Consider the following 26,900-nt stretch of genomic DNA (forward strand, 5'->3'; position numbering starts at 1 on the left):
GCAATGCTTGCATCCTCCAGGTGATTAAGTACCTGGCAACTTCTTTCCAGTTTTTCATATCTCAGCAATTGTTTTCGAAAACGATTGAACCAACTTCCCCGCGACTTCAACAATCCAAGGTCTACATAGGTGCTCGCAAGCTCAGCAGCTTGCTGCCCATGCCCTTTTTGCATGCGGAATGTACGTGCTATCAAATAGGGTGAAGTGCCTTTGCTCCAGTGTAGCCAGCGTCTGCACATAAATTCTAGCCAAAAAGAAGCGCGCATGCAGATCAAAGTGCGTGCCCGATCTATCAACTCCCAGACTGCTCCACTGAGAAAACCGCCAAAAAACCGCTCAGTCAAAAAATATAGTCGCCGTCATTTATTCTGCATTTTAGATTGATTCTCAATATATTTATAATAAATTCTGTCAATTTAAAAAATAATCAATGGATGTGTACATTATTTTCGATTTCACCTAAACAAATTCCGAAATGTTTGGACTATTAGGACAGAACAAACACGTCAGCGTGTTTAGCATTTGGACGAATACTTCGACATACAGGAAAAAATATGACAGCGATTGTGACTGGTAGCGGCTTGGGATTGCAAAATAGCTCAATGAACACCCTTGGTAACCGGGGCGCCTCGGGCAATGCCAGGGCTGGCACAAACAATGAGAATATCTACGTCAATGCTGCCAATGGCAATTTGATGATACAGCGGCAGGATGAATTCTATGTATCTAGAGGCTTGGATTTATCGATATTGCGCACCTACAACAGCCAAGGTAAGTTAAATGATGGTGATAATGGCGATAACTGGCATATAGGCGTTTACAAATCGGTTGCTTTGCTTAGTGGTACGATCAATACAGCCGGAAGCACCGTCATCAGAACCGAAGGTGATGGTAGCAAGGCGATCTACACTTACGATATCTCGAAACAATCATATGTCAGCACTGCTGGCGAGGGTGCTTACGATAAGCTGACCTACAAGACGGCCGACTCAACCTGGGAGTGGCGCGATGGTGCAACTCAACAAACAGAGGCATATAACGCCCTGGGCTTAATCGTTAGCAGTAGTGATGTTGATGGAGCAAAGACGACTTATACCTACAATAGCGATAAGTTAATTACTTCAGTCACGGATGCGTCTGGCGATACAATTAATTTGACCTATGCTGGTAAAAACCTGGTCCGTCTTGCAGATTCCTACAATCAGTCAGTCACTTCCTATACCTACGACAATTTAAATCGCCTGGCTAGCGTTAGTTTCAACTTGGGCACGACAACCAACGGCGTTGCCAACAAATACGAAACCACTTACACCTATGATGGCGACAGCTTGCGCATCGCCAGTGTTGGACAGACTGATGGAAGTACCCAGACCTTTACGTACATCCAGGTGGGAGAGCAATTCAAAATTTCCACCATGACAGATGGTCAGGGCAATTTAACGCAGTTCATTTACGACACTGCTGCGGGCAGGACAGACCTGATTGATCCGATGGGGTATCTGACCAGCTATTTTTATGATGTGGATGGTCAGCTCACGAAAATACAAAGTCCTGCAGTTAATGGCGTCCGCTATGAAACCCGCTATGTCTATGACGAAAAAGGGAACATAACGCAAACCATTGATGGTAACGGCAATGTCAGCACCATGACATATGACGCCAATGGTAACCAGGTTGAGCAAAAAGATGCATTGGGCAATAGCATCAAGCGTATCTTCAGCTCCACAAATCGCTTGTTGGCTGAAACTGCCAATACCAGCAATGGGGATCTCACTTTAGTCGCAACACGCTATGTCTATGATGTTAAAGACCATGTGCGTTTTATTATCAGTCCTGAAGGACGTGTCACTGAATATCGCAACGATTCGCAAGGTAACGCCACCGCAAAAATTGTATATAACGGCGCAGCCCTCGATGTCAGTACGCTTAATCTGGAAAGTGTCTTGTCCGAAGCCAGCATGGTAAGCTGGGTTGCGGCTCAGGATAAAACACAGACCACGCTGATTCAATACCTTAATTCGGATTATCGTGGGGGATTCCAAACAATCATTAGTCATGAGGGAACGGATAGCAACGGCAATCCTATATCCGGCGGTTTCAGTGAAGATCTGGTCTACGATCCCAAAGGACATTTGATCAGGACCAACCTGAATAGTTTTACCTATGATGCCCTGGGCAGGATGTTGAGTTCGAAAAAATTTGGCATCATCACGCTCTACCAATATGACGACGCGCGCCATACTATCACCACCAAATTGGCAAGTGGCCTAGCTAGCAGCAATGTCTATGATGCGGCTGGCAATCTAATCAGCGTCATACAAAGCAATCCAGTAACAAGCACAGTACTGGCGCAAGCAAAAAATTTCTTCGATGCTGATGGTCGTCTTACTACCAGACAAGATGAGCGCGGCGTACGCACCCACTATTTTTATGATGCCATGGGCCGGCAGATTGCAGAAGTTAATGGCTTCGGAGGGATGACAGAGAATGTCTACGACGCACTCGGTAATCTGACGCGTTCCGTCCGCTATGCCACTCTGGTCAATACCACGCTTTTATTGAATACAGATGGGACACCAGCCCACCCTGCGCTGGATACACTCAGGCCCATTTCTTCCAATGAAGACAGGATCATCCGTAAAATCTACAACCAAAAAAATCAGGAAATTTACTCCATTGATGAACTGGGCTATGTCACACAACAGATGTTTGACAGCCATGCGCAGTTGATCAGCAAAACCATTTACGCCAATGCCATCAATACGAGCGTTTTGCCAGCACAATTGACTGCTGCTGATTTGCAACTTGTGACCTCCGCAGACGACAGGCTAAGTCGGTATTTTTATAATAAGGATGGCAAACAAACCGCTGTACTCGATGCCGAAGGCTACCTGACCAGGAATATCTACGATGCCGCTGGCCGGATATCTAAAACCGTCAAATTCGCCACGGCGACCGATGTCGCCTTGAGAGCGACAGCCACCTTACCCCAATTGGCACCTGGCGCATCCAGTGCAGATATCCAGATCAGGTTTTTTTACAATGGCATGGATAAATTGACAGGACAACTGGACGGGGAGAATTACCTTACAGAATACCAATATAGCTACTACGGCGGACTTGCAAAAACAACGCGTTATGCAAACAAGGCCATCAATGTAGATACCGCTACCAAATTGGAGCAATTGCGCCCGCAGACCCACAGCCAGGACAAGGTAATTAACTATGGCGCTTTTGCAGATAATTTCGTTCATACGGAGTCCGGTTCTGGCACGCTTACTGGTGTTAAACGCTATGTCCGTGATGAAATGGGCCGTATCGTCAAGACTGAGGATGTGGGCGATTCAGGCAATATGGCAGTCCGTTATGATTTGCTGGGCAGAAAAATCGCCGATGTTTATGGCTTGGGGGCAGTTTCCATTACTAGCAATGGCAATGTCAGCGGCTACTCAGCACAGGATGATGCCGTCTGGAAGAAATACCAAACCACCTATGAGTACGACGACAATGGTCTGATGGTGCGCTCGCGCAGTGCCACCACAGGTGCCACGACTTTATATTTCTATGATGACGCAGGTCGTCTCACCCACACCATCAATAGCGTGGGTGATATACAAGCCATTCGCTACAATAGTTTTGGTGAAGTTATAGAGACCAAACAATTCGCCAAACATATCAATCTTGATGGACTGGCTGGTGGCAAAAATACTGCCTTGCTGGCCAAGCTGGCAGATGCCAATGATCCCCTGCATGATTCCTTGAAGCAGACAGAATACAATCTGCGTGGTCAAATCAAAAATGCATTTGATGCCACGGGTAATACTACTTCCCGTGAATACAATGCCTTTAGCGAACTGGTCAAGGAAACCAGCCTGACCCGCAGCACCATGCTGCAAGAAGTCATGGCCTATCAATATGATCACCGTGGCCTGAAACTGGCGGAGATACTGGGTGCAGGTAATACGGCCTCAGTCAAGCGCACGCAATACGATGCATTTGGTCGTGTGATTGCCGTGACCGATGGCAATGGCAAGACAGCGACCAATCAGTATGACCTCAAGGGTCGTCTCATCGTCACTACCAATGGTGACGGTGCACAGCAATCCATGACTTACGATGCTTTTGATCGTAAGCTGCAAATCAAAGATGCCTTGGGCCGTGCAACGACTTACGTCTATAACGATAGTGATAGTACGCTCATCGTCACCACGCCGGAAGGCATTGTCAGCACAACCCGTTTTGTTGCGGATGGTTACGCCAACAAGAAAGTTGCAAGCATTATTGACTCTAGTGGCAGTATTGAATCCAATTCTTATAACGATGATGGCAGTATTTACGTAGAATCACGTCCATCGAGCAATATTTCTACTACCTATTTCTATGATAATGCGGGCCGCGTCAAACAAACGAATGATGCGTCTGGCCGAGTCACATTGTTTACCTACGACACAGAAAATCGTGTCCTGAGTAAAGTCTTTGATCCAACTGGCTTAAATCTGAAGACCACATATTCCTACGAGAATAATGGTCGTGCAGTGGTCATGACAGACCCTGCTGGCACGGTAACCAGGACCGAATATGATTTGAACGGTCAACTGGCACGTGTCATTGTTGATCCAGAAGGTCTCAAGCTGCAAACCGATTACACCCACGATGCCAAAGGCAGGGAATTGACGGTTGCCCACAGCCAGGGCGGCATCGTGGCGAGTACGGTCAGATATGTCTACAACGACAAAGGCCAGCGCATACAAGAAATCAAAGATCCTGACGGCCTGGCCCTGGTGACTGCTTACGATTATGACGGTGTGGGCAACAAGATCCATGTAACAGATGGCAACGGCCATGTCACCACCTTTGCTTATGATGCTGAAAATCGCTTGCTCAGCACCACAGATGCACTGGGTCATGTTAGCAGCAATGTCTATGACGCCGCCGGCAACAAGGTCAGCAGTACCGATGCACTGGGCAATACCACCAAGTACAAATACGATAAAAATAATCGCTTGCTGGAACAGACCAGCCCGCTGGGTGTGGTGATCAGCTATACCTATGACGGTGCTAACAACCGGATTACCGCAACTGATGGGAACGGGAGGGTCACAAAGTATACCTACAATATTGCACATCAGGTAAAAACTGAAACGGATGCCCTGGGGCGCGTTCATACCAATTGGTGGAATTCCAATGGCATTTTGCATAGCGAGACATTATGGGATGGAAGCAGTATTAACCATAGTCGCGACAATGCACAGCGGTTAACGCAAGATCAAACGCCTGTCGGTATTTTTGACTATACCTACGATGGCATGGGGCGTGTTTTGACTGCGACCAAGCCAGGCAATCTCATCTCCAGGTGGGCCTATGACAAGGCAGGCCGCTTAGTCAAGGAAACCGACCCGGAAGGCAACGCCACCAGTTATACCTATGATGCCCTGGGTAACCGCCTGACGGCTACCGATGCACGCGGCAATACCAAGTCTTTTCGCTACGATGGTGCCAATCGCCTGGTCAAAGAAACGGATGCTCTGGGCAATGCCACTAGCTATACCTACGATGCGGAAGGCAATCGTACCGGCGTTACCTTCGCCAATGGTGGTAAGTTTGTTTTTGCATATGACGCCGACAATCAACTGGTCAAAATGACTGATGCACTGGGCAATATCACCAGCTATACCTACGACAATAACCACAATCGCACCAGCATTACGGATGGGTTGGGTAATGTACAGCGCTTCCAGTTTGATGCCGGCAATCGACTGATTTCCGAGACTGATGCCCTCGGCAAGACTAAATCCTACGTCTATGACAATAACGGTAACCGTGCTTCGCTGACCGATGAGAATGGCAATGTCACTCTCTATGAATACGACAAAGTCAATCGCCTGACAAAAGAAACCAATGCAGTGGGGCAGGTCAAGCTGCTTACCTATGATGTGATGGGTAATATTGCCAGCACTACTGAAAATGGCGTTGTCACGCAAAAATCCTATGCGTACGCTTTCTCAGGTAAGGTTTATCAAAGCACAGACAATACGACGGGTCTGGATGGCGACATAGAATACAGCTATGATTACTACACCAAGGAAATAATCGGCGTTACCAATAAGCGTCGTTTAGCACAGACACAATATACCTATGATAAAAACGGCAGGGTATTGACTGAAAAAACAGGTGCCTATGTTGCCTTAACAAAAACTTACGCCTACGATGCGAACGGTAATCTGGTCAAGTCAACAGATAAAGCAGGTCGTGCAACCACGTACACGTACGACGCCCTCAATCGTCTGACGAAACAGACAGATCCGATGGGTTTTAGCAAGACCTATACCTATGATGCCATGGGTAACCGTAGCAGCATCACCGACGAGAATGGTCACACCACCAGTTTTGGCTATGATCTGAATAGTCAACTCATTAGCCAGACAGATGCACTAGGTCAAGTAACGCATTACAGCTATGACGCTGCTGGTAATCGTGTCGCGATGACAGACGCGCTGGGTCAGACAACTCAATATGCCTATGACGCCAATCATCGCCTGGCGACAAAAACGGATGCCATTGGCAACAAGACCAGCTACACCTATGACAACGTCGGCAATCTCATCGAAACCAAAGATGCCAAAGGCTATACGCAAAAAACCGCCTATGATGCTGGCAACCGCGTCATCAGCAAGACAGATGCACTTGGTGGCATAGAAACCTACACCTATGATACGGTCGGCAATCTGGCCACCGTCACCGATGCCAATGGCCATACGACCACCTTTGCTTATGATGCTGCCCATCGTCTGACGAGCAAGACAGATGCATTGGGTAAGGTCACCACTTATCGTGAATCCTACTATGACAGGGATCAGGAAAAAATTACGGTAACTGATGCAAACGGCAATATTGTTAACGACATCTACACGACTGATGGCCAGCATCTCATGCATGGCAATGCCTCTGCTTGGGTCTATAACGTCTTCGATAACGCTGGCAACTTAATCAGTTCCACAGACGAAAACAGCAAAGTCACCAACTACGTCTACGACGATAAAAACCGTCTGCTCAGCAAGAAAGATGCGCTGGGCAATAAAATCCGTTACGAATACGACGGTGTTGGTAACCTCACCAAACTGACCGATGCCAATGGCAAGGCCACCACCTATGTCTATGATGCCAACAACCAGCTCATCAGCACCACCGATGCCCTGGGCAATGTGCAAAGCCAGACCTACAATGCGGTAGGTAAGCTCGGTAGCAAGACCGATGGCAATGGCAATAAAACCAGCTACTTCTACGATGCTGACAACCGACTGAACAAGATTGTCGATGCCATGGGCGTGGCAGAAACCTACACCTATGACAGTGTAGGCAACCGCACGGCCGTGACTGACCGCAATGGTCACACCACCAACTACGAATATGATGGCAAGCACCAGCTCAGCAAACTTACGTCCGCGCTTGGATTCAGCGAAAGCTATGTCTACGACAAAGTGGGCAATCTGACGGCTGTCACCAATAAAAACGGTTTTACTACCCGCTACGAATACGATGCCAATAACCGCATCATCAAAAAAACCGATGCTCTGGGTTTCACCACCAGCTACACCTACGACAATGTCGGCAATTTACTCACAGAAATCAACACCAATGGCGTAGTCATCACCAGCAACACCTATGATGACCACAACCGCCTGATCAAGACCGTCGACGCTCTGGGTAAATCCACCCGTTATACCTACGACAATGTTGGCAATCGTCTCAGCATGACCGATGGCAATGCCGGCGTCACCAGCTACACCTATGATGCGGTCAATCAACTGACTGCAGTCAGAGATGCCCTGTATCAGACTACGGGCTATACCTATGATGCTGCGGGCAACCGCACGACCATCACCGACAAAAACGGCAATGCCACCACCTACACCTATGACGCCCTGAACCGCATCGCAACGGCAACGGATGCCCTCGGCAAAGTCACCAGCTACACCTATGATGCAGCAGGCAACCGGACCAAGCTCACGGATGCCAATGGCCATGCCAGCAGCTACACCTACGATGCGGACAATCGCCTCTCCAGCATCAAGGATGCCCTCGGCCAGATCACCACTTACGAATACGATGGCGTAGGCAACCGCAGCAAACTGATTGATGGCAACGGCCATGCCAGCACCTATACCTACGATGCCGACAACCGCCTGGTATCAGAAAAAGATGCCCTTGGTCACATCACCAGTTACGAATACGATGGCGTAGGCAATCGCAGCAAAGTCGTTGATGCCAATGGCCATGCCACCAGCTACACCTATGACGCCCTCAACCGCGTTACTGGCCAGACCGATGCCCTCGGCAATATTACCAAAATAGAATATGACGCCTTTGGTAACCGCAGCAAGATCACCGATGCCAATCTCCATTCCAGCAGCTACACCTATGATCTAAACAACCGCCTGCTGACAGAAACAGATGCCCTCGGCAACCTGATCAGCTACACCTATGATGCCATGGGCAACCGTCTGAGCAAGACCGATGCCAAAGGCAACATCAGCACCTACACCTACGATAAGCTCAACAGACTCCTCAGCATCACAGATGCATTGAGCAAGGTCACCAGCTACACCTACGATGCTGTCGGCAACCGCCTCAGCAGCACCGATGCCAATGGTGTCCTGACCAAGTACGCCTATGACCTTGTGAATCGTCTGGTCAGCGAAACCGACATCTACAACAAAGTCATCAGCTACGTCTATGATGCTGTTGGCAACCGCAGCAAAGTCACCGACAAAAACGGCCGTGAAACCCTCTACACCTACGACGCTGACGACCAGCTCATCAGCGTCAAGGATGCCAATGGTAATGTCACTGGCTATGCCTATGATGCGGTCGGCAAGCTCAGCAAACTCACCGATGCCAATGGCCATGTCACGGTCTACACCTACGATGCTGCAAATCGCCTCGTCAATGAAAAAGACCCTCTGGGTCAAATCACGTCCTACGAATATGATGCAGTAGGCAAGCGTACCAAAGTGACAGACCGCAATGGCCATGTCACCACCTACGTCTATGACGCTGACAACCGCCTCATCAGTGAAAAAGACCCTCTCGGCATTATCACTGCCTATGCCTATGATGCTGTCGGTAACCGCAGCAAAGTCACCGACAAAAACGGCCATGCCACCAGTTATGGCTATGACGCCAATAACCGTCTCAGTAGCGAAACCGATGCCCTCGGCAATGTCACCAGCCTCAGCTACGACGCTAATGGCAACCGCAGCACACTGACCGATGCCAAAGGCAATGTCACCAGCTTTGCCTATGACAAACTGAACCGCCTGACCAGCCAGACGGATGCGCTGGGTAACGTCACCAGCCATACCTACGATGCCGTTGGCAATCGCCTCAAGACAACGGATGCTAATGCCCATGTCAACAGCGCCACGTATGACAAACTCAACCGTCTGGTCACCCTTACCGATGCATTGGGCAATATCACCAGCTATACCTACGATGCTGTAGGTAACCGCATCAGCAGCACCAATGCCAGGTTGGCCGTCACCACCTATACCTACGATGCTGCCAACCGCCTCATTGCCGAGACCGATGCCCTGGGCAAGATCAGCCGCGTAGACTATGACGCGGCAGGTAACCGCAGCAAAGTGACAGATGCTAATGGCAATGCCACCAGCTATACTTACGATGCCAATGACCGTCTCGTGAATGAAAAAGACGCACTCGGCAATATCACCAGCTACGCTTATGATGCAGAAGGTAACCGTACTAAACGCACGGATGCCAATGGCCATGTCACGACTTACACCTACGATGCCGATGACCGCCTGGTTAGCGAAAAAGACCCGCTGGGTCATATCACCGCCTATGAATACGATGCCGTAGGCAAGCGCACCAAAGTCACTGACGCCAATGGCTATGCCACCCAATATGCCTATGATGCCAACAACCGCGTCATCAGCCAGACCGATGCGCTGGGCAATATCAGCCGCATAGAATACGATGCCCTGGGCAACCGCAGCAAAGTCACCGATGCCAACGGTCATGCGACCAGCTACAGCTATGATGCAGAAAGCCGCTTGCTGACCGAGACCGATGCTCTCGGCAATGTCACCAGTTACGCCTATGATGCTGTCGGCAATCTGAGCAAACGCACAGATGCCAATCTGCACGCCACCAGCTACACCTACGATGCCAATGACCGTCTGATCACTGAAACAGATGCACTTGGCAAAGTCACCAGCTACACCTATGACGCCGTTGGTAACCGCATTACCAGCACCGACCGGAACAAACGCGTCACCACGTTTGCTTATGATTTGCTCAATCGTCTCATCAGTGAAACCGATGGTACCGGCGCAATCACCAGCTATGTCTACGACAACATCGGCAAGCGTACCAAAGTCACCGATGGCAATGGCCATGCCACCAGCTATGTCTACGATGCAGCCTACAGACTGACCAGCCAGACCGATGCCCTAGGCAAGGTCACCACCTATACCTATGATGCTGTTGGCAACCGTACCAAACTCACGGATGCCAATCTGCACAGCACCACCTACGTCTATGATGCAGATGACCGCCTCATCAGCGAAACAGATGCCGTCGGCAATGTCACTCAATATGCCTATGATGCCGTCGGCAAACTGATCAAGCGTACCGATGCCAACGGCCATGCCACCTCCCTGGTGTATGACGCCATCTACCGTCTGACCACAAAAACCGATCCACTCGGCCTGGTGACGGCCTTTGCCTACGATGCCGTCGGCAACCGCACCAAGCTCACTGATGCCAATGGCCATGCCACCAGCTACAGCTACGATGCTGACAACCGCCTGGTTTCTGAAAAAGACGCGCTAGGCAATGTCACCGCCTATGAATACGATGCCGTTGGCAATCGCAGCAAAGTCATTGATGCCAATAAGCATGTGACCAGCTTTGCCTATGACGCCGAAGACCGCCTCATCAGCCAAACCGATGCACTCGGCAAAGTCACGACCTATGACTATGACGCTGGTGGCAACCGCATCAAGATGACCGATGCCAATGACCATGTGACCAGCTACACCTATGATGGTGTGAATCGTCTCGCCAGCGTCACCGACCCGCTGCGCAACACCACCTACCTCAGCTATGACGGTATCGGTCTCCTGATCAGCCGCAACGAAGGTATAGGCCATGTCACCGGCTTCAGTTATGACGCCGTCAATCGCCTGATCAAACAGACAGATGGTTTGGGCAACTTCAGCACATTTGATTACGATGCCGTTGGTAATCGCATCAAGATGACGGATGCCAATAAAAATGCCACCACCTATGCCTATGATGATGCCAACCGCCTTACCAGTCAGACAGACGCACTCGGCAAAGTTACCAGCTATGTCCTTGATGGCGTAGGCAACCGCATCAAGCTGTTTGATGCCAATGAACATGCCTCCAGCTTTGAATATGATGCCGACGACAGGCTCATCAGCGAAACCGATGCACTGGGCCACACCACCAGCTATGCCTATGACGGTGTAGGCAAACTCGTCAAGCGCACCGATGCCAACGGCCACACTACCAGCTATGTGTATGACGCAGTTAACCGCCTGCTGAGTGAAACCGATCCTATGGGCTTCGTGACATCCTATGTCTATGACCCAGTCGGCAAACTCACCAAGCGCACCGACGCCAATGGTCATGAAACCAGCTACACCTATGATGCCAACAATCGTCTCGTTGCTGAAAAAGACCCTAGCGGCAACCTGACCAGCTACGAACTTGATGCTGTCGGTAACCGCATTAAAGTCACCGATGCCAATAAGCACGTTACCAGCCTGGCTTACGATGCAGATGACCGCCTCATTACCCAGACCGATGCCCTCGGCAACGTCACCAGCTTTGCCTACGATGAAGTTGGCAACCGCATCAAAGTCACCGATGCCAATGGCCATGCAGTCAAGTTCGCCTTTGATAAAGCCAATCGCCTGATCAGCAAGACGGACGGCCTCGGTGCGATAACGTCTTATGACTACGACAAGCAAGGCAACCTCATCAGCCTGACTGATGCCAAGGGCGCAGTCACCACCTATGGCTATGATGCTGTCAACCAGCTCATCAGCCAGAAAGATGCCCTCGGCAAGATCACCACGTTTGAATACGATGCTGTCGGCAAGCGCAACAAAATGACCGATGCCAATGGCAACGTCACCAGCTACACCTATGATGCCGATAACCGTCTTATCAGTGAAAAAGACGCTCTTGGTAAAGTCACTACCTATGCCTACGATGCTGTAGACAATCGTATCAAGACCACCGATGCCCTCGGTCATGCCACAACCTATACCTATGATGCCGACGACCGCCTCATCAGCGAAAAAGATCCCTTAGGCTACGTTACCTCCTACGGCTATGATGCCGTCGGTAACCGTACCAAGCTGACTGATGCCCATGACAGGGTGACCAGCTTTGCCTATGATGCAAACGACCGCCTCATCAGCCAGACCAATGCACTGGGCGAGATCACCAGCATCGGATACGACGCTGTCGGCAACCGCATCAAACTGACCGATGCTAATGCCCATGCCACCAGCTATGCCTACGATGCAGCCAATCGCCTGGTGACTGAAACAGATGCACTCGGTAATATCACCACATATGGCTATGACGCTGCCGGCAACCGCATTACTGCCACTGACCCCAGAGGCAATGTCACCACCTTTGGCTATGACGCTGATAACCAGCTCATCAGTGAACAAGACGCCCTCGGCAAGATCACGTCTTACGCTTATGATGCCGTTGGCAACCGCACCAAAGTCACCGACAGAAACCAGAAAGCAACCAGCTATGCTTATGACTTGCTTAACCGTCTCATCACTGTCACCAATGCATTGGCTGAAGTCACTACCCATGAGTACGACAATGTTGGCAACCGCATCAAGACCAAAGATGCCAATGGCAACACCACCAGCTTTGCCTATGATGCCAAGAACCGTCAGATCAGCCAGACCGATGCGCTCGGCAACATCAGCAAAGTTGAATACGATGCTGTCGGCAACCGTACCAAGTTCACAGATGCGAATGGCAAGGCCACGACCTACACCTATGATGCTGATGACCAGCTCATCAGCGAAAAAGACCCGCTCGACAACGTCACCAGCTATGTCTACAATAAAGTCGGCAAACTCACCGGGCGCACGGATGCGCTAGGCCATGCCACCACCTACACCTATGACGCCATCTATCGCCTTACCAGCGAAAAAGACCCACTCGGTGAATCCACATCGTATGCCTACGATGCGGTCGGCAACCGCACCAAAGTCACAGACAGGAATGGCAATGCCACCACCTACACCTATGACGCTGTCAACCGCCTGATCGCAGAAAAGAATGCCCTAGCCAAGACCACCACCCATGTCTACGATGCGGCCGGCAACCGCACCAAGACCACTGACGCCAATGGTCACGCCACCACCTGGGCCTATGATGCCGATAACCGCGTTATCAGCGAGACGGATGCACTTGGCAAAATCACCAGCATTGACTACGATGCCGTCGGCAACCGTACCAAGCTCACCGATGCTAACCTGCATGCCACCACCTATGCCTACGATGCCCTGAACCGCCTCGCCAAAGAAACCGATGCCTTGGGCAACTTCATTACCTATGACTATGACAAGGTTGGTAACCGCAGCAAGATTACCGACAAGAACGGTCATGAAAACACCTTCATCTACGACAATGCCAATCGGCTGACTGGCCAGACAGATGGTGCAGGCCAGCTCACCAGCCATGCCTATGATGCCGTCGGTAACCGTATCAAAACGACCGATGCCAACAAGAACAGCACCAGTTTTGACTATGACGCCAACAACCGTCTGATCACCCAGACCAATGCGCTCGGCCAGGTCACCAGCATTGTCTACGATGCCGTTGGTAACCGTAGCAAAGTCACCGACGCTAATGGCCATGCCACCAGCTATGCCTATGACGCTGATGACCGCCTCATCAGCCAGACCGATGCCCTCGGCAAAGTCAGCACCTATGTCCTTGATGCCGAAGGTAACCGCACCAAGTTCACCGATGCCAATGGCCATGCCACGTCTTACACCTACGATGCAGTCTATCGCCTGACCAAACAAACCGACGCCCTCGGCCAGGTCACGGCCTACGACTACGATGCAGTAGGTAACCGCAGCAAAGTCACCGACGCCAACGGCCATGTCACCAGCTACCTCTATGACGCCGTTGACCGTCTCGCCAGCCGTACCGATGCCATGGGCAAGACAGCCAGCTTCACTTATGATGCGGCAGGTAACCGCATTGCTGCCAAAGATGAAAACGGCAATACCGTCAGCTATGCCTATGACCTCGTCGACCGCCTCATCAGCCAGACCGATGCCCTGGGCTATGTAACAGCCTTTGAGTATGATGCCGTGGGTAACCGCAGCAAGCTGACAGACCAGAACGGCAATGTCACCAAATACGCCTACGACAGCAACGACCGTCTCATCAAGCAAACCGATGCATTGAGCGGTGTCACCCAGCACGTCTATGATGCTGTTGGTAACCGTATCCGCTTTGTCGATGCCAATCAGCACACCAGCTACTTCCAGTACGACGCCATCAACCAGCTTGTTGCGAGTGTGGATGCAGAAGGCTTTGTCATCAGCCGTGGCTATGACCAGGTGGGCAATCTGGTGTCCCAGACCCATTTCGCCAATAAGTTTGCAGTCGCCAACTGGGATGGTAAAACTGCCATCAGCGTCACTGGCAATGCGGCGCTCGACCAGTCAGAAGGCTATGTCTATGACGCCGTCAACCGCCAGATCCAGCGTACCGATGGCGAAAGTCATATCAGCCGTCAAAGTTATGATGCTGTTGGCAACGTCCTCACCAGCACTGATGCCAATGGTCACACCACTACCATGGTGTACGATGCCATCAACCGCATGACGACACAAACCAATGCCATCGGTGCCGTCAACAAGTTTGACTACGATGCCGTCGGCAACCGCACCAAGCTTACCGACGCATTGGGCAATGCCACCAGCTTTATCTATGATGCCAATGACCGCCTGAGCAGCAGCACCGCGGCCAATGGCATCATCACGGCCTTTACCTATGATGGCATAGGCAGCATGACCAGCCGTACCGAAGCATCTGGCACTAGCCAGGCTTCCACCACGACCTGGACCTTCAATGCCGCCAACCAAAAAGTCAAGGAAACCAACGCGCTCGGTGGCGTCACCACCTATCTCAACGACAAGGCTGGCAACCTCGTCAAACTGACTGATGCAATCGGCAATAGCACCAGTTATGACTACGATGCTAAAAACCGTCTGGTCAAGCAGACCGATTCACTCGGCTTTGCTACCGTCCTGACTTACGACGCCAAAAACAATCTGCTGACTAAAACAGATGCGCGCAATGGCATGGAGACACTGAGCTATGACGCCAATGACAGACTCATCAGCGACACTGACCGTAATGGCCATGCCACTACCCATGCATACGACCAGAGCGGCAACGAAGTACGTCAAAGCCGTGGTGGGTTCACCGTCGAATATCGCTACAACCGCGCAGGCCAGCGTACTGGCCTGACCGATGGTAATGGTTATGCCACCAACTACGTCCTCGATGCCGCTGGCAACGTCCTGCAAAGCAGCCAGCAAATCGACAAGAATGGCAAATACGCCACCACGACCTATACCTACGACGACATCAACCGCCGCGCATCAGAAAAAACTGCAGAAGGCTACCTGACCACGTTTGCCTACGATCTCGTCAACAACCTCACCAGCAAGACTGGCCATACCAGCACCAGCGCAGGTGGGGCAGGGGATGTCGCCTTTACCCAGAGCTATCGTTACGACAATGTCTACCGCATGACAGGCATGACCGATATCAATGGCGCTGTCAACAGCTATGGCTACGATAACCTGGGTAACCGCAATAGCGTCACCCAGTTCATCGGTACGCCGCAAGAACGTCAATCCAGCAGCAGCTATGACTTGCTGAGCCGCAAAGTGTCCGACACCGATGTGCTTGGCAAAGTCACCAGCTACCAGTTTGATGCTGTCGACAACCTGCTCGTCGTCACTGACGGTGACCGCGTCACCACCAATGTCTTTGATGCTGTTCACAATCTCGTCAAGAGCACCAACCCGTTGGGCCATATCAGCCTGTATGAATACGATGCCAATGGCAACAAGATCAGACAGACAGTTGCCGCAGGTCTGGTTGAAGAACAAAAGTTCATCTACTCCTATGATGCAGAAAACCAGCTCGTCCTCAGCACCAACCTGACGATAGGCAACCGCAAGACCGCTATCGCCTATGATGCCCTGGGCAACCGCATCAGCATCGCCGAAGTCAATGGCAGCACCGTTAGTGAACAGACTTTCCATTACGACGCCAACCACAACGTCGACAGCAGCACCGACAATGCCCGTGTCAAGACCACCTACGCCTATGATGGTGCAGGCAATCTCATCAGCAGCACAGAAGCGAAAGGCGTGGCGGGCAAAGAACGTACCACCAACTATCGCTACAACCTCGACAAGCAACTCGTCGGCATCACCGACCCTATGGGCTTCATCACCAGCTTTGTGGTGGATGGCCGTGGCAACCGCCTGCAGATCCGCGATGCAGAAGGTCACCTGACCCAGCAAGTCTTTGATGTCAGCAACAACCTGCTCAGCACCCAGACAGAAACCGGCAAGCTCTACAGCAACAGCTATGACATCGCTGGCAACCTGAGCAGCAACACCACCGCCAAGACTGACGGTACAGATGCCCGCACCACCAGCTATGCCTATGACAAAAAAGACCGTGTCACTACCACCGTTAATGGCGAAGGCTATCAAACCGCCATCACCTACGATTTGTTTGACAACAAGCTGACCGTCACCAGCGGTGCCTATGCCGCGGCACCGGCTGGCCCTGCCAGCAGCTCGGCGCTCAGCAGTGATGCTGACAAGGCCGCCCTGGCAAAAGTGTCCACCCGCAGTGCTGCTTACGACAAGCTCAACCGCCTCGTCAGCAGCACCGATGGTGAAGGCAATATCACCACCTATGGCTATGACGCCCGTGGCAACCGCACCAGCGTCACCGAAGCCAGCAATACCCGCCCGGCGACCACCAGCTATACCTATGATGGCGCTGACCGTGTCATCAAGGTCGTCAGCCCACAAGGTGCAGAAACCATCTACACCTATGGTGAACAGCACACCACCAAACCGGCCAGCGAATTGCGCAAAAACCGTAATGGACCTGCCGTCACCACCACCTATGATTACGATGCGAATGGCCGCCTGGTACAAGAAAGCATCGCCGGTGTCAGCCTCATCAAGCATGAGTTTGATGTGCTTGGCAATGAAGTCAGCACCACCAATGGCACCCAGACCATCAAGCATGAATATGATGCCGATGGCAGGGAAGTGGCCAGCATAGACAATGCTGGCAAACGCACCGAATACACCTATGACAAAAACGGTAACCGCCAAAGTGTCAAGGATGCCAGAGGCAATACCAGCTACTTCTGGTACGACGCCGACAAGCGCATGGTCGCCAGCCTGGATGCAGAAGGCTATCTGAGCAGCTATCACTACGATAGTGCCGACAACCGCACCAGCATGACCCAGTACGCCAACCGCTATAGCGGCAGCGTCAATGTCAGCCAGTTGCCGCAGGCAGTGCAGCAAGCCATGGACCGCAGCACCAGCATCGAGTATGACAAAAACAACCAGGTCATTGCCCAGACTACGGCTGACCATGTCCGCAGCGAATTCATCATTGATGGCGCAGGCAACCGCGTGCTCGATAAAAACTTTGTGGAAACTGCTGTCAAGCGCAATACCAGCTACACCTATGACAACAATGGCCGCCTGCTCAGCAAGACCACCGCAGACGGCGTCACCACCCAATTTGCTTACGATGGGGCAGGGCGTGTCATCACCGAACAATTAAGCAAGTCCGGTGAAGTCACCCGCAGCACCCTGTATTCCTACGACCTTGACGGCCACCGCGTCAGCACCACGCTAGACCCATCCGGCCTGGCCATCACCCAGACCCAGACTGTCGATGACCTCGGCAACGTCATTGAAAGCCGCGATGGCGAAGGGCGCTTGAACACACGCCAATACGACGCCATGGGCCGCCTGAAAGAAGTCAAGGATGCCTCCGGCACGTTCCTGCAATCCTTCAGCTACGACATCAACGGCAACATCACCAATGAATATGGCAAGGACGGTCATAAAACCTACACCTATGACGCCAACAACCAGCGTACCAGTGTCACCTATGCCAGCGTTGCCAAGTTTGAACTCGACAGTGGCTATAGCACTACCAATGGCCTCACCACCATGCAATATGATGCGGTGGGCAATGTCATCCAGATCACCAACGCTGCCGGCTTTAAAACTACCAACTACTACGACCGCGACAACCGCCTGATCGCCCAGCTCGATACCGACAATGTCCTGCATGAGTACGACTACGACGCCTTTGGCGACAAAGTGGCCGAACGCATGTACATGACCCGTCTCGACAAGGCAGCGCAAGACCCGGCTGCCCGTCCGGTTGCACCGGCAGGTGAGGTGCGTGTGTATGGTTTTGAATTCGACCAGATGGGCAGACAGGTACGCAAAGTCTATCCACAAGTCGTCATCACCCATCTGGGCAATAGCAATACTGCCAACCCAAGTGGCAGTAAAAACCTGGAGCGACCAGAAGAAACAGCCCGCTATGATGCCGCTGGCAATGTCATCGAATCCGTCGCCGTCAACGGCAGCCACACCTATGGCTATTACGATGCCGCAGGCCGCCTGACAGCCCAGGTCGATGCCCTGGGTTACCTGACCCGTTTTGAGTACGACAAGAGCGGCAATCTGCTGCAAAAGCGCATGTACACCGCCGCCATTGACCTCAGCAAGCTCGACTCCACCAAGGTCCCGGTTGCCGTCGGTGGCAAAGTTGCCACTACCAACTACGTCTATGATGCAGCCAACCGTCTGGTAGAGCAGCGCACACCGGCAGTCCTGTTGATGGATCAGAACAGCCATGCCGAAACCACCGATGTCACCATCACCCGCTATCGTTACGACAAGAGCGGCAACCTGGTACAAAAAACCATCGCCGCAGGCAGCAGCGTCGAGCAGGCAGAGTACAACTACTATGACAGCCGCAACCGCCGCATCGCCAGCGTCAGCACAGGCCGCGCCCTGAGCCTTTACAGCTACGATGACCAGGGTCACCTGCAAGCCAAGCTCAGCTATGTCACTGCCGTACCTGGCAGCGTTGACCTGGGCAGCGTCACGGCCAACCCTGCCGCCTTGCTGCAACTGGTGGCCGGCAACCCAGGTGACAAGGCCACCCGCTACACCTATGATGCGCGTGGCCAGGTGACCAGCGAAGCCGAAGCCACCTCCCAGGCCAGTGCCTCGGTCAAGGATGCTGACAGCTTCAACATCGTCTTCACCACTGCCTACACCAAGAACTACCAGTACGATGCCCTCGGCAACCGCACCCTGCTTGACGACAATGGCCGTATCACCCGCTCACAATATGATGCGGCCAACCGCGTCACCCATATCGTCGGCCCGGATGGCACAGGCTCACGCCAGGCCTATGATGCGGCTGGCAATGTCACCCATAGTGTCACTGGTGAACGCGCCAGCGATGCCATAGCTGCCACCAATGTACGTGCCAGCCTCAGCGACAGCTTGAGCACCACCCTCAACATCAGCTACCGCCTGAGTGACCTGCGCATTCCATCCTACGTTGTCTGGGACAGCGTCTCCCATGCCACCCTGGATGGCTACACCAACAAGTCTGAGCTGACTGTCAATGGCAATTCGCAAGACGGCTACAGCAATGTCCCGCGTCCTGCTTACAACAGCACCACCTACTACCGCGTGGTCACGCAAGACAAGGCAGGCAATCTTGCCTACAGCGAAGAAGTCAAGCTGGAAATGCCGCCAGAAGTACAAGACGTCAAAGCCAGTGTTGACCAGTATGGCCAGGTGCATGTCAAGGCCCGCTTTGGCCCCGGCCTCACCAGCCCTGCCGTAATCTATGGCCCCAAAGGGGCGACCAATGCATCGGTCCCCATGAGCGCCGTCGGTGATGGTTACTACGAAGGTATCTTGCCAGCAGGGTTTGATCCCAATACCCTGGCATTCCGTCTTGGCTGGCAAAACGCCAGCGGGATAGCCTTCGCCAGCACAGAACAAAACTTCGAAGCCCCGGCCAAACGCCAGGGCAGCATCAACACCCTGTCTGAAGTCAGCACCACCAAAGGCCTCCTGCTCAAGTTAGACAGCCAGATGCAACCGCTGGAAGCGACCAACATCAGCCTGCTGACCGCCAAATGGCGTATCTACAAAAAAGGCGTCAACAACGAGCCATTCGCCTCCACCGGCAATACCCTCGACAACGGCCAGTACAAGCTCGTGCTGGGCGATACCAAAGCCATGTACGCCGGTATTGAATATGAAATTCTGGTCGAAGGCGTAGACAAAGACGGCAAAGAAGTCATCGTTGACCACATCATCTACAAGATGACAGGCAACACCGCCAACACCACCGTTTACAACACAGTCGCCTGGTCAGCCCCGCCGGATGGCGACTCCCAGGTTATCGTCGTCAAAGGCCAACCTGTACCTTCAGAACGCATCAAAGGCAAAGCTCCGGTTGCCAACGACCCTGGCAACCCTGGTGTGGATGACCGCGTCATCGCCCACTTGCCCCTGGCCGTCAACAGCAGTGCGGTCGGCATCTACTACAGCAACCGCAACGAAGACCAGAACCAGACTGGCATCAGTAGCAACAAATGGATGGAATGGGTCCCCAACTTCGTCAATGGCGAAGACAACGGCTACTGGGTCCACAAAGGCTACGACCTCGACCTCTTCAGCATCCTGCCCGCCAGCGACAGAAACCGCGTGGCGACTGACATGCACTTCTCCTGGAATGATGCCGCCACAGGTGACGGTCTCAGCTTCGCCAACGACATCATCATGGAACCCTATGGCAGCGGCTTCAAGGGAGAGATCAAGCACATCCCATTGCCAGCCAAAGCCATCCACTACAAGGTCTGGTATCGCGATGCCCAGGGCCATGAAGTCATCGTTGATTGGCACAAGGCCAATACCAACCTCACCAGCAACCACGAAGCCTATAGCGAAACCGTGCTGGCGACCGAAACCGGTGCCGCCATCACCGGCCTGGTCATGAACAATGGCCGCTTCAACGGTGGCCGCCTGAATGTACGCCCGGCAGCAGAATTCATGGACACCATGGTCGTTGCCACAAGCGCCACCGGCCAGCCCAGCGGTAAAAAAGACATCGTCGCCGGTGTCGCAGGTTACTACCGCGACAACCGCTACAACGCCATGAATGCCCTCATCGGCAGCAGCAGTGACGACCACGTCTGGCGCAACTTTGGAGTCGATGCCGAAGGCCATGCCATCCAGACCGACGTCACCATCACCGAAGGCGGCAATGCCGTCTCCACCAGCTACGCCCACTACGACGCCCTTGGCCGTCAGGACGCCAGCTACAGCGACAGCTTCACTGCCACCACCAACACCAATGGTGTTCTCAGCCAAAGCAGCCAGCGCACCGTCAACCGCCAGACCTACGATTACGCAGGCAATGTCAACAGCAGTACTGACGCCGCTGGCAATGTACGCACCGCCACCTACGACGAAGCAGGCCGCCTGGCCAGCCAGACCGATGCCCTGGGTCATACCAAGAGCTTCCATTACGATGCCCAGAACCGCCTCGTCGCCACCACCGATGAAAATGGTCACACCAGCTACCGCCATTACGACCTCAGCGGCCAGGTAGACAAAGTCACCGACGCCACTGGCCTCATCCAGCAATACCAGCACGACGCCTTTGGCCGCACCATCTACGCCATCGACGGCAATATCAACTACACCAACCTGCGCTACGACCAGCGTGATGGCCTCCTGCAACAAGGCAAGACCGAATTTGAACTCGACGCCTGGGGCCAGCGCATCGCCCAGCACGACACAGGCGACGCCAGCAACACCAGCGGCCACCGCCGTCAAACCACCTATGACGAATATGGCCGCGTCACCAGCGTCACCGAATGGAAACGCAGCGTCGAACAAGCCCAGCCGCAGGCAGTGACGACTTACCGCAGCTACGATACCTACGGCAACCTCATTGCCGAAGTGGATGGCAATGGCAAAGGCACCACCTACCAGTACGACGGCTTTGGCCGCATGACCCGTCGCGTAGACCAGGCAGGCCATGCCACCGTCTACACCTACGACGAACAAGGGCGTCAGGTCAAACAAACTGGTACAGAAGGTCAGAACATCCAAAAGACCTACGACCAGGCTGGCCACCTCATCCAGGTGGCCGACAGCGCCACTGGCACCCAGACCGACTACGCCTACGACATCAAAGGCCAACGCGTACAAGAAAAAGTCCGCAGCCAGCGCGATGCCCAAGGCCAGGCCCATGACCGCGATGTGCGCAATGAATACGACGAGTTAGGCCGCCTGACCCGCTTTAACGACGTCCTCAACGGCGTCACTCAAAGCATGCAATACGATGCCGTTGGCAACCGCACCCGCGTCACCGGCAGCGGTGGCGGTGTCAGCGTTGACCACATCAGCGTCTACGATGCAGCCGACCGCATTGCCTCCACCGTCACCGCCGACGGCCAGGTCAGCCTCACCTATGATGCCGCAGGCAACCGCAAGACCAGCAGCTTAGGCGGCGTCACCACCACCTACAGCTACGACGCCTACAACCGCGTCACCAATGCCAGCAGCACCGATGGCAGCAGCCAGCAATGGGAATACGACAGCGCAGGCAATGTCACCCTCTATGCCGAACTCAAAGGCGGCATGATCAGCAAAACCACCCGCAGCCGCTACGACCAAAGCGGCCAGCTCATGTGGAGCCGTACCGACAATGACCCTGGCACCCAAAAAGCCAGCATGCAGGAAACCGCCAACCGCTATGACAATGCTGGCCACCTCATCGCCAACAGCCTGCATATGATCGACGACAAGGTCAACAAGACCTTCCAGTACCTGCACGACATCGACGCCACCGGACAAGAAAACCGCGTACGCGCCTTTGGTGACGCCAACGGCAACAGCGCCCTCGTCTACAACCAGAACCACCAGCTCGTCACCGTCAACCAGGGCAAAGGCGATGGCAAAGACCGCGAAGAAATCAGCAACTATATCTACAACGCCGATAACCAGATCCTCAGCAAAATCCATGATGACGGCAAACACGGCACAGAAAGGATGGAATACCACTACACCAACGGCAACATCCAGGCCCAGACTGGTGTCGATGCCGAAGGAAAAAACCAGAGCAAGATCGACACCGGCAACTACGCCTTCTTCCAGATGCTCGACGACAGCCACCCCGGTGGTGTCAGCCGCTACACCATCCGAGGCGGCGACACCCTGCAAGGTATCGCCAGTGCCGTCTACGGCACCAGTAGCCTGTGGTATCTGATTGCCGACGCCAATGGCCTCACCGCAGAGAGCGCCCTCATTGAAGGCAATGTCATCACCATCCCGAATACCGCGCAAACCGGGCGGGTTGATAGTGAGCGCTTCAAGGTTTATAACGCCAGTGAGATTGAAGGTAGCAAGTTGCCTAATCTGGCGGCACCTGGGCCGGGGGCTTGTGCCACCATCACACAAATCATCATGATCGTGGTGGCTGTCGTAGTGACCGTCTATACAGCAGGTATCTTGTCAGGCGCGTCCGGCGCATTCATGCAGACCATGGCAGCGGGTTCATCCGTATTGACAGGAGGTGCAGTTGGAGGAGGTGTTGCCGCATCAGTGGCAGGAAGTGCAGGACTTACCGCGGTTACCACCGCTGGCTCACTCGGTGCCATTCTCACCACCGCAGGCACAGCCTTCGTTGCAGGAGCCGCAGGGTCGATTGCCAGCCAGGCGGTTGGCAAAGTCATCAATCCAGACATGGAATGGAGTTGGAAGCAAGTTGGTCTGGCGGGCCTTGGTGCAGGCATCACAGCAGGTATAGGAGGCTTTTTAGGACCCGTCTCCAGCGCACTTAGCCCGCTTGAGCGTGCCGCCAGCATAGCAGGCCGCGCCATGGCAGGTAATGCGATTACCCAAAAAATAGCCGTTGCAGCAGGTTGGCAAAAGGAGTTTGACTGGAAAGGTGTGACTGCTACGGGCATTGGTAGTCTGGCTGGTTCAGCTGCTAACTCTGCCATGGGCGACAAGTTGTTCAATGGTGCCTTTGGTGAGTGGGGCGGCAAGCTAGCCCGTGCCACTGTCAGCAGCATGGCATCTAGCGTTGCGGCAAGTGCTTACCAGAATGGTCGTGTAGACCTTAAGCAAATTGCGATTAGTTCGTTTGCGAGTTCGCTGGCGAATGGAATAGTTGAGACGGGGATGGATGATTTGCGCAAGAAAGAAGAAGCGCAACAAAAAGAGCTGCATTCGAAACCGGACGAGTTTAAATTAAAACCGGACATTTTTTCGGATTGGCGCGCAGCAGAACGGACGAAAGAAGATGCACGCCTTGCGTTTGAGGCGCAGGATGAAACCAGACGTTTGAGTCAGCGTGGGCCTTTGGGTAGTGGGGGGGTGTCGGTTGAGGACATGGTCTCTCAGGATTACGCAAATTCGAGCCGCACAGGTTTTGGAGCATGGAATACAAGTGGCAATTATATTTCGGATGGCACAGTAATAAAGACAAGTATCAATTTGGGAGAGAGCAGCTCAAATAACGATCCATCTATTATGCAGAAAGCGTGGGGTGCTTGGGAGCAAGATCAACAAGCAAAAGGTTTGGAGGCAGATCCGGATAAATTCATGATTGCCGCAAACGCTTGGAACCGAAAGCAACAAGCTTCTGCTGGCAATGAATACGATGAAAATAGCACTCGATTTGCCGCAGCAAGAATGTTGGCTGCCCAAGGTATAGATGAGGACGGTCTGATTGATATTGGCCTTAAAACTGCTATTTCTGGAGGCGTTGGGAGCGAGAACGAAAAATTAACATTAGCAAAAGGTGGGAGGAACCCAGCCGCAGGAAGGGCGAAGGTTTGGGAAAATAGCAATGGTGATCCCGTTTATGCGAGTGGTACCGGTACAGCTGACTATAAAACTTGGCGGGAAGCCAAAGAGGGTGAAAATCCTTATTGGAACGAAAGTATAGCGCCTGCTGGTTGGACAAATAAACAAGCGATGGTAGATGGTAATAACGAGATGTTTTGGGCCTTTGAAACGCCTACAGGAGTCAAATACGCTCAACATCTCCCGCCGACTAGTGGAAATGCTGCTGGAACAGAAAGCGGTAACGGTGGAGGTGAAATACAGAGCAACAGTACCAACGATAAAACGGACGTTGGGGTGGAGAAGCCGAATCCAGAAAGCGGCAATGGTACCGATGGCAAAGTAAAAGGCCCTGTTAAAAATCCGCAGTCTGGCGAAAACAATGGCGAGGCAAGTCGTACAGGGTCATTCGGTAATGGCAGTAACCCTAATGGTGAAATCGGGATTCTTGGTAAAGTAAAGCGTGATGGTATTGTTGTGCCTGATTACGAGGCAATGGCCAAAAGCGAAACTGAAAATTTGGCGAAGCGTTACCCTGCTCCTGTTGAGCAAAAATCAGAACAACCTCAGACGCCTGAAATCATCTATCTGCCAAATCGTACTGAGCAGGAACGCGACTATGATAGTAAGTTTCAGCAGCATCAATTCGACAGATTCAAAGAGATGGGTCAAGCATGGAAATCAGGCGGGACTTTATCGGAAAAAGTAGGTCGGACTTGGAACGCGAGTGAATATGTTGCGCCGCAGCTATTGATTGAAAGGGGTCTTCCTAAGCGAAACATTCGGGCTGAGATTCTAGAAAATATGTTGCAGGGGCCAATTCCAGCGATCGCAGCGGGCATCCCAATGATCTTTGGAAGATCGGATGAAGATATCCTCCATGCTAGTAAGATTGGTTTAGCACTGGATGGCTTAGCTAATTCAGGAGCCGCAATGAAACAACCAATGCAATTTACTGGGGCGAAAAAACCGTTTGAAATTGAGCCGTTGTCCAGACAACAGAATCAAACTACTTTAAATGTTAAGACGGTTAATCAGAAAGTTTTACTCGTACCCCTTGGGCAGGGCGATGCTGCAGGGCAAGCGCAAAATATTAGTGTAGGAAAAAGTGCTGCTGCAGGTGGAATTAGTTTGAAAACACGTGTAGACCCGCTCAGAGGACTGAGGGCGGAAAATCAATCTGAGTTTAACAGACTGACGAATTTAAATGGACGAGGTGATTATGCTCAAAAACCAATTGCTGATTACAATAATAGTATTCAGTCGACTAAGCCATATAGATTAGGAAACACGGCTGGTAACATTGGAAAGTCAAAAATTCAGCTTGCGTTTGATAAGGCGTTTAAGACACCTGGTGAAAGAGGCGAATTTGATCAGAAAATTGCAGATGCTCTTGCTGGGCGTACTAAAACCGGGAAAATTCTAACCGGGAGGTCATTGGAAGATACGCAACTTGAAGGAAAGGTCGCCTTGGCATTGAGAGATAAATTAATTGGTTTTTCAGTGATAACGCCAAATAAGAAGGTTCCATTTCAAGAAAATTTTATGAAAAAACCCGAGCATGAGTTTGCGCAGTTAGATATTGAAACGCGAGTAGCTTTCATAGAAATCACGAATGGTAAAACACCTAAAAACGATCAAATTAAGGATAAATACTTGAATCCATTTGTTAACCCTGACAATAAACCAGTTATATTATTCGCTCCAAATTATCGACAAGGAAAAGTGAAAAGTGCAATGGACTCTGGAGCCAGTGCCTTTTTTAGAGATATTGACTCACTACAAAAACATTTACAGCAATTAGAGCAAAAAACAGGAAAGTAA

General features: G+C 52.2%; 1 protein-coding gene. It reads left to right on the top strand.

The features are described 5' to 3' along the window. Positions 1-554: 554 nt before the first annotated feature. Complete coding sequence (locus H8L47_RS27820) at positions 555-26,900, top strand: hypothetical protein (RefSeq protein ID WP_186957086.1); 26,346 nt, start codon at positions 555-557, stop codon at positions 26,898-26,900.

It is taken from the genome of Undibacterium umbellatum, from assembly GCF_014284125.1.
Classification (GTDB): domain Bacteria; phylum Pseudomonadota; class Gammaproteobacteria; order Burkholderiales; family Burkholderiaceae_D; genus Undibacterium; species Undibacterium umbellatum.

What these genes read in the sequence shown, in the direction of transcription:
- H8L47_RS27820 (WP_186957086.1), top strand. Translation starts at nt 555, where the DNA reads ATGACAGCGATTGTGACTGGTAGCGGCTTGGGATTGCAAAATAGCTCA.